Source organism: Capsulimonas sp. (assembly GCF_039929585.1).
Lineage (GTDB): Bacteria > Armatimonadota > Armatimonadia > Armatimonadales > Capsulimonadaceae > Capsulimonas.
Map to the genome: position 1 here is coordinate 1 of NZ_JBDSQY010000015.1, position 7,802 is coordinate 7,802.

Annotated in this window: 9 protein-coding genes; 7 read left to right on the forward strand and 2 right to left on the reverse strand. The window is 56.4% G+C overall.

Annotated elements, in window-relative coordinates; translation table 11 throughout:
- Window positions 1–258: 258 nt before the first annotated feature.
- Window positions 259–897, forward strand: coding sequence for a hypothetical protein (locus ABIZ35_RS00720; protein WP_348217957.1), 639 nt, complete (start codon window positions 259–261; stop codon window positions 895–897).
- 1 nt (window position 898) lies between these two features.
- On the opposite strand, the gene ABIZ35_RS00725 is transcribed toward ABIZ35_RS00720, so the two are convergent.
- On the reverse strand, window positions 899–1,375 hold the full coding sequence (locus tag ABIZ35_RS00725) for a hypothetical protein (protein ID WP_348217958.1): 477 nt from the start codon (window positions 1,373–1,375) through the stop codon (window positions 899–901).
- A 146-nt stretch (window positions 1,376–1,521) separates the two neighbouring features.
- Between ABIZ35_RS00725 and fliB the strand changes: the two genes are divergently transcribed.
- Window positions 1,522–2,781, forward strand: coding sequence for a flagellin lysine-N-methylase (fliB, locus tag ABIZ35_RS00730; protein WP_348217959.1), 1,260 nt, complete (start codon window positions 1,522–1,524; stop codon window positions 2,779–2,781).
- Window positions 2,782–2,799: 18 nt separating this feature from the next.
- A complete protein-coding gene (locus tag ABIZ35_RS00735) occupies window positions 2,800–3,399 on the forward strand; it encodes a pyroglutamyl-peptidase I (protein ID WP_348217960.1) in 600 nt (199 codons plus the stop codon).
- An 11-nt stretch (window positions 3,400–3,410) separates the two neighbouring features.
- On the opposite strand, the gene ABIZ35_RS00740 is transcribed toward ABIZ35_RS00735, so the two are convergent.
- The gene (locus ABIZ35_RS00740; RefSeq protein WP_348217961.1) at window positions 3,411–4,064 is read right to left on the reverse strand and encodes a hypothetical protein; all 654 of its coding nucleotides are present in this window, start codon (window positions 4,062–4,064) and stop codon (window positions 3,411–3,413) included.
- 193 nt (window positions 4,065–4,257) lie between these two features.
- Between ABIZ35_RS00740 and ABIZ35_RS00745 the strand changes: the two genes are divergently transcribed.
- From ABIZ35_RS00745 to ABIZ35_RS00760, 4 genes are all read left to right on the forward strand, one after another.
- The gene (locus ABIZ35_RS00745; RefSeq protein ID WP_348217962.1) at window positions 4,258–4,440 is read left to right on the forward strand and encodes a hypothetical protein; all 183 of its coding nucleotides are present in this window, start codon (window positions 4,258–4,260) and stop codon (window positions 4,438–4,440) included.
- 186 nt (window positions 4,441–4,626) lie between these two features.
- Complete coding sequence (locus ABIZ35_RS00750; protein ID WP_348217963.1) at window positions 4,627–5,640, forward strand: glycosyl hydrolase family 18 protein; 1,014 nt, start codon at window positions 4,627–4,629, stop codon at window positions 5,638–5,640.
- A gap of 326 nt (window positions 5,641–5,966) precedes the next feature.
- Window positions 5,967–6,284 carry a crosslink repair DNA glycosylase YcaQ family protein gene (locus ABIZ35_RS00755; protein ID WP_348217964.1) on the forward strand — a complete coding sequence of 106 codons (318 nt, stop codon included), beginning with the start codon at window positions 5,967–5,969 and terminating at the stop codon, window positions 6,282–6,284.
- 66 nt (window positions 6,285–6,350) lie between these two features.
- Window positions 6,351–7,715 (forward strand): transposase, encoded by a 1,365-nt coding sequence (locus ABIZ35_RS00760; protein WP_348217965.1) that lies wholly within the window; start codon window positions 6,351–6,353, stop codon window positions 7,713–7,715.
- The last annotated feature ends 87 nt before the right edge of the window (window positions 7,716–7,802 follow it).

A 7,802-nucleotide genomic window follows, 5' to 3' on the forward strand; every position in this document is an offset into this window, starting at 1 on the left:
GCCAAGCATCAAGATGGAGTTTTTGACACTTCCATCGAGAACGAGCAAAGTCGCAATAAATCTGATCAGATGGCGGAGGCCATGTGAGCCAGGAAAAGAGAGAGCGGTAAAACCGCTAAACTACAGTATGCTTATAACATCGCTATCAAAGGAACGTCTCAGGCGGAAATCGCCAGCTGCTTCGAAACGCAAGGCGAGATTGGCGTCGTCACGCCCCAGGAAAATGGGGTCGCGATTTTTTCCTCCGGAAATTGCTTGATGAAAGACCGCATCGAGCAATACGCACGCTTAATGTCTCAGCAATTCGACTGTCCTGCTTTAGCCATGCACAACTACGACGACTCTGTTCTCTGGTATCAGCTTATTGCCGACGGCGAAATCCTGGATGAATATGATTCCTGCCCCTCCTATCTTGACTTCAGCGGCCGGGAGAAGCTTCCCAACGCGCCCCAAGGCGGAAATGCCCGTCTGCTCTGCAAAACATGGGGAGTGAGTAGCGACTGGGTTTCTCTGCTCGACGGCATTCTTCGCGAGTCCAAAGGCGCCGATCGAGAAATCCCCGATTTTGAGACAGAGATCCGCAATTTACTGCAAGGCGTTGCCGAACCGACTTCCCCCTCACATCACGGAGCCTCGCATTTCGCTCTTGCGTTTCAAATGCTGCCGGCGACGATGCAGGAAGAGTTCACGCCAAAATTCATCGATGCGTGTATTGAGGCCGGCGTCGGCGACCAAGCTCCGCTGACCGCACTCCGTTTCGGATTTCAAACAGAACGGGAACGTCACGCCGCCCTTTCCGCCGTGCTCAGCCTGCCGCTCACCGTCGTTTCGCTGTGCGGCCTGGAAGCACGCGACTTTATCCCAGAGGGGGCGGTCTTGATCGGGGCGGAAGAATAAGTCAGGACTGAGCGCCGAACTTTGACAGCGTGGCTTTGAACCATGGCCAGGCGTCGTAGAGGTAGAGACCAAACGGGATCCACCAGAGGAAGTCGTTGGTGACGCAGAGGGCGATTGTGGCGAGCGGCCATTGATGCGTCAGAATGAGCTGCGCCAGGCCAAGGGGGCCGAGCACTTTGCCGAGCATTCCGACCGCCGCGATCAGCCAGCCATGTTCGGGGCGGCGCGCGACCTCCCAATAGAGAATTCCATATACGCCGACAACCATTCCCAGACACGCGAAGATCTGAGGGTAGTTGATCGGCGCCATATGTGCGAAGCGAAAGAGCCATTGCGGCTGCGCCGCCGAGAACAGCCCCCAGCCGATATTATAAAACCCGGCGATCAGAAAAACGATCTGATGGAAACGGCGGCGCGGCATACGCGTTCCCAGCACGCCGCTCTCCTCCCCGTCACCGTCGATTGATAGTGTGTCCAAATCTCGCTCCTTCCCGGCCTTCGCAAGACTATATTGACACACTTTGCCTCATCCCATATACTGGGATTTCAAAACAGATTTGGCGACTGCCACACTGGGTAAGAATAAATCCTGCTGACAGTCATGCGGCCACAAAGGAGTCGGTCATGCTTCGCCCCATCAAATTACTGCAGCCGAGATATTTTGCGGATTTTCGCTGTATCGGCTCCGACTGCGAAGACACGTGCTGCGCGGGTATGGGCGTCGTGATCGATAAGCATACGTACGGCAAATATCAGGCGTGCGAGCACCCCAAGCTGAAGCCCATCATCGAAACAGGAATCGCGCTGAACCCGGCATCCGTGAACGACGCTACTTATGCGCAGGTGGTCGTCAAGGATGGCCACTGCCCGTTTCTCACCGACGACCGCCTTTGCGCGATCCAGCAGATCCTTGGCGAACGAGCGCTCTCCCGCACCTGTTCGATGTTTCCACGCGCGATGAGTACGGTCGACGGCGTCATCGAACGATCTCTTTATCTCTCCTGCCCAGCCGCCGCCAGGGCCGTCCTGCTCAATCCCGAGCCGATGAAGTTCGACAAGATCACCGAGGAACAGGACGAACGGTTCACGGACTTCCCCGTATTGAACAGTGCGGATGTGACGGGATCGTCGAAGCCTTACCGTTATTTCTGGGAAGTGCGGCAGTTCGTGATTTCTCTGCTGCAAAATCGCGCTTACGATGTCTGGGAACGAATGGTCATGCTCGGTCTGTTCTGCGATCAGCTCAACCAGCTGGTTGTGGATCAGACAACCGACGGCGTTCCCGATCTGATTCAATCTTATTCGGGTCATATCGCCCAGCGCCTCTTCGATGAAACGCTCGCAGGGATTGGAGTTCACCCCGCCCTTCAGTTCAACTTCCTGGCGCAGTCCATGGAGCATCGGATTTTCTCGGACAGCGTCAGCCATCGGTTCATCGACTGCTACTACGAGTGCATGCAAGGCGTCGGATACACTCCGGACACGACGATCGATGAAGCCGCATCACGCTACACGGACGCATATGAGCAATACTACAAGCCATTCATGGAGCAGCATGAGTACATCTTCGAAAATTACCTCGTCAACTACGTCTTCAAGCTGCTATTCCCATTTGGGCCGCAGAAGAGCGTCTACTACGAAGAGAAGAGCGTCTACAGCGAATTTGTGCTGATGGCCGCTCATTTCGCCATGCTGCGCAGCTTGCTCGTCGGCATGTCTGCATATTACCAATCGTCATTCGGTTTCCCGCAAATCGTCAAGCTGTTCCAGTCCTTCGCCAAAGCGATCGAGCATGACCCAGCTTATTTGAAGCGAATATTGCATTCGCTGGAAGAGAACGAGATGACGGAGATTGCGGTGATGACCGCGTTGATCAAAAATTAGGAAAAGCCGTCCCAGCACATGAAGACAATACTACTGACAGGATTCGAGCCGTTTCACAGCAATGCGGTCAATCCATCGCAGCTCATCGCGGAGCGCCTGAACGGAGAAGTGATCGGAGGAGCCCGGGTCGTCGCCCTGACGCTGCCCGTGGTCTTCGAGGAAGACACGCGGCGCGTCTTCGCGGCCATTGAAGAGCTGCATCCCGCCTCCGTGATCTGCCTGGGGCTGAGCGCCGGAACCGGCTCGGTTGATGTCGAGATGTTCGCCGTGAACCATCGCATTTCCGAGGGATCGAAAGCGCTCCACCCCATCGAGAGCGGCGGCCCAGCCGCTTATTTCTCCACCCTCCCCATCGACAAGATCTGCGCCGCCATCGAAGAGCGCGCTCAGCTGCCAGTGCGTCGCCACGGCTACGCCGGCAGCTTTCTATGCAATCACATCCTCTACCAAACCCTGCGCTACATTGAGACCCACGGCATCGACTGCGCCGCCGGCTTTATCCACATCCCCCAGTCCACCGAACACGCCGCCGAAGGCCAGCCGTCGCTGCCGCTGGATCAGATGACTGAGGGGATTCGGGCAGCAATCAAGGCGGCTCTGCACGTTTCCATCTCCTGACGCTCACGAAATCAGGAAACGTGCTGGGAGGTTGAAGCCTCCGTCGGGACAGAGGCGGCGGCGTGCATAATGACGAATCCTATGAATATCGTCAGCACAAAGTTCATGAGGCAAAGCAGCGACATACTGTCGGCAAATGCTGACACTTGGGTCAAATTCACCAACTGCTCTTGAGAGGAAAAGAGACCCAAGGCGGAATGAAGGATCTGCGAAGGCGTTTTATGGACAAGCGCGCAGGCGACGCCGAAGTACAGAGCTAGCGGCAATACATCCAGACCGATCGATTTCCACGTCGTAGTGTTCTTCGGCCATGCCATCGGATCGCCGGCGAGAAAGACCGCACTCGCAAGCGGAAACAATCTCCAGAATAGCTGAATCCTTCCCAGACGCACACGAGCAAACCAGGGGCCCCATCCGACAGAGGCGTCCCAGCTGTGTACTTTCTGCAGGGACGCCTTGATGGCTTGCGCGCAGGTCATCAAAAGCGTGGTCGCCGACATCCCCACATATATCTTCGCCAAACCGCTCCACAGAGTGTGTCCCGGTCCCGCCAGCGCCAAGACGTAAATCGCTGCCGGCAGCACGATCCAAAGCCAGCTCCCCGCTCGACCCTCTGGCTGAGACGCCTCAACCTCATCCATTACGGAATTTTCTGATGTAGACATGCGAAACCTTTTTCTTATTGTTTCGTTTACATTAAGTGCGTCAACTGCGCTGTCCGCAATGAGAACGATGCTTCGAAAGGAATGTGAGATGACCTATTGGGTGGTTTTTGGCTGGGTACTGTTAACCATCGCCGTTTTGTGGTTAATATCCTATTTACCGATGTCATACGAGAGTGAAGGCGGGGCGATCGGTATGATTCCCGTACTTGGCGGCGCGCTCCATCCGCCGGTCTACGCTGCGGTCGGTATCGCCATGATCACCCATGGCAAGCTCCATTGGTGGTACGGACTTATCTGGCTGCTGCTGGCGTTCGGCGCATACCATGCGATTTCGTATGCCGGCAATCTCGGCGCGCGGAATCATCGAAGACACTAGAAACAGCCAGCAGCAAAAGTCCGCCGATTACCATCAGAATTTGCATCGCATGTCCACTTATCTCAATGTCCTCTTATCATAACACATTTGCTCGATTCACATAAAACCTAGAAGTCTTGACAAAAATCCAATATTGTATTAATATATTCACACGTCTTCTATAAGAATTTTGAAAAGAGTCCCGTTGTGAATATTAAGAATTTCGCCTTCACTCTCGTGCTGCTCGGCTCGGTAGTTCCCGCCGCGAACGCCGCTCCAGTTGTTCTGGGATACTACACCGCGAATGCGGACGCGGACACTTCCGTGAAGAATTTCGGCGGATCGTTCAATCAGGTATCGACCGATACCTTCAAGGTGGCGGCGAATGGGTCGATCAGCGGCGATGTTCCGGTCCAGGCGCTCGCCGCAGCGAAATCTCGCAAGATGAAGACGTATGTGTGTTTGGCGAATTTTGGCGCCGTTGGGTTCGATTCGGCGATTGCCCATAGCGTGATCACGGACGCCGCTGCAACCTCCCGGCTGATCGCGGATACCCTGGCGCTGATCCGAGCCAATGGGTACACAGGAGTGAACTTGGATATCGAAGGCGTGCCGAGCGCGGATCGCGCGGCGTTCACGGCGTTCGTTCATCAAGTCTCGTCGAGCATGCGTCAAGCCGGGTTCAAAACGGTGATCTCCGTTCCGACACAAACGAAGGACGACCCGACAAACTCCTGGTCGGGCGCATTCGATTTGCGCAGCATCGGTCGCGACGTCGATATTGTCCAGTATATGGCCTACGATCAGCATGGGCCGTGGTCTGGGCGGGGAGCAGTCGCGAGCATCGATTGGGTAACGGACACGACGAAATACGCACTTTCGATCATGCCCGCTTCGAAAATCAATCTCGGTTTGGCCGCCTACGGCTATGACTGGAACCTCACCAAGAAGACCTGTATTGATGTTTCCTGGAAAGACATCCCCGCGCTGATCGAGACAACGAAAGCAACGCCGCTGCGCGACCCGGCCTCGGGCTCTCCGCACTTTGAATATGTCAAAGACGGTGACAACCATGTCATCTGGTATGAAGACGCCACAAGCATCCGGCAGAAGGCGAAGCTGGCCGCATCGCGAAAACTGAACGGGGTCTCGGTGTGGGCGCTCGGTAAAGAAGACCCCTCGTTCTGGCAGGCAGTCAAATCGGGACTGAGCGGCAAATAGCCATTGAATCGCGTGTGCGGTTTCCATAAGGTGGGAGCCATTCAAATTTCAGGCAGACAAGCGTATGCCTCTGCGTTCACACCCCAGGACGTTGCCCTAGGCTCCTAATAGCTCGCCCCTTCAGGGCTAAAGAGGGTGGTCGAAGACGGGTCCTTATTTTTAGCCCTGAAGGGGCGACCCAATCGGAGCCTGGGGCAACGCCCCAGGCGTCGGAGATTTGAACTACGCCCCCATGACGTATTGGCGCAGGGGAAAACGCCATGTGTGTCTAATGGGATATTCTCCCGCTCAAAGCGGCGAGCATAAAATCTCAAAGCGAGCCATGGATGACCTTGCCGGCGGATACTCTCACACAAGACCAACTGAACCGCGCCTTGCTCGCGCGCCAGTGGCTGCTGCGACGCGAAGAAGCGACCGCGCTGGAGGCCATCGAGCACCTCGCCGCCATGCAGGCGCAGGAAGCGAAGCCGCCGTATCTTGGGCTGTGGACGCGGCTGGCTTCATTCGAGCGTGAGGATCTGCACCGTCTGCTGCGTGAACGTATGGCGGTGCGCGCCACAATGATGCGCGCGACGATCCATCTGGCGAGCGCCCGCGACTTCCTAGAAGCGCGGCCGAAAAGTCCGCTTGCCTGCTTAGTTTAGCAAGGAATTAGAATCGGCGGCGTCGAATCTACCAATATCACCATCTTACCAGGTAGGTTCCCTGTCGTGATCGGAAAACGCCCCGCCAACTACAGTCTCTTCGATGTCGGCAACGTCTGGCCGCTGGAGATGAAGCCCAAGAGCTTTCACTATCAGCTAGCGGTTGCCGCGCAAAAGGGCCACTTTAAAGACGAAGAGTTCGCCCCGCTTTACCACTCCTCCAACGGCCGCCCCAGCGTGCCGCCGTCGCAGCTGGCGCTGATGCTCATTTTGCAGACCCATGACGGCGTTTCCGATGAGCGCGCCATCGAATGCTCCATGTTCGATCTGCGATGGGCGGCCGTGCTCGGACGCCATGCCGGAGAAGCGCTGTGCGCCAAGAGCACCTTGCAGCTCTTCCGCAGCCATCTGATCCTGCACGAAGAGTTCCGCACCCTTCTCAAACGCAGCATTGAGCAGGCGAAAGCGTCCGGGTTGATCGAGGGCAAAGCGATCACCGCCGCCATCGACACCAAGCCGATGCTGGGACGCGGAGCCGTGCAGGACACCTACAATCTGTTGGCCCAAGCGATGCGCCAACTGGCAAGAGCCCTTGCTCGCGACGCCGGCTGCGCCATCCGCGACTTTCTCGACGGCAACGGCCTGACGGATCTGTCCGAGCCGAGTATCAAAGGAACAGTGGTGGTCGATTGGAACGATGAAGAGCAACGCGACGCCTTTCTTTCCACTCTGGTCGAGCAGGCGCGGCGGTTGCTCAAGATCGCCGATGGCGGCTCCAAACGTGTTGTCGAAAGCGCCGGACTGCTCAGCCAGCTTCTCCTGCAAGACGTGGAGGAGAAGTCTGATCCGAACGATCCCGGCAAAACGAAGGCCTCCATCAAGCAAGAAACCGTCCGGGACCGTGTTCCCTCGGCCACGGATCCCGAGCAGCGCCACGGACGCAAAAGCGCGAGCAAGCGCTTTAATGGCCACAAGTCCTCGGTTGTCTGTGAAACCGGCAGCGGGATCGTTCTGAGCTGCGCGATACTCTGCGGCAACGCCGGCGACGCCACGGATGCACTCAAGCAAGTCGAGGAGGCGCAGAAGAATGTCGGCCTTCCCATCGGTGAGCTCTTGGGCGACTGCGCCTATGGCGGCGCCGAGACCCGGTCTGAGTTCGCCGACAGCAAGCATACTCTGTTCGCCAAAGTCCCATCGCCTCCGAGCGGCCTCTTCGGCAAGAACGAGTTTCAGATCGATTTAAATAACGATCGAGTGACCTGCCCAGCCGGACACATCAGCAATGACTACACGAAGCACAAAGACGGTGGCAAGACCTTCTATTTTGATGAACACTGCGAGGGCTGTCCGCTTCGGGAGCAATGTACGACTTCGGTGCATGGTCGTACTCTAAAAATCCATCCCAATGCCCTCTGTGTCTATAATAAGTGAGACAGTTCGCTACACTAAATGCAATCCGTATCGAGGGCGGAGAATGGTCAAATCCGTTGGATCCTCACACCTTAAATGGTCGGCATG

What these genes read in the sequence shown, in the direction of transcription:
- ABIZ35_RS00720 (WP_348217957.1), top strand. Translation starts at nt 259, where the DNA reads ATGAAAGACCGCATCGAGCAATACGCACGCTTAATGTCTCAGCAATTC.
- fliB (WP_348217959.1), top strand. Translation starts at nt 1,522, where the DNA reads ATGCTTCGCCCCATCAAATTACTGCAGCCGAGATATTTTGCGGATTTT.
- ABIZ35_RS00735 (WP_348217960.1), top strand. Translation starts at nt 2,800, where the DNA reads ATGAAGACAATACTACTGACAGGATTCGAGCCGTTTCACAGCAATGCG.
- ABIZ35_RS00740 (WP_348217961.1), bottom strand. Translation starts at nt 4,064, where the DNA reads ATGTCTACATCAGAAAATTCCGTAATGGATGAGGTTGAGGCGTCTCAG.
- ABIZ35_RS00745 (WP_348217962.1), top strand. Translation starts at nt 4,258, where the DNA reads ATGATTCCCGTACTTGGCGGCGCGCTCCATCCGCCGGTCTACGCTGCG.
- ABIZ35_RS00755 (WP_348217964.1), top strand. Translation starts at nt 5,967, where the DNA reads ATGACCTTGCCGGCGGATACTCTCACACAAGACCAACTGAACCGCGCC.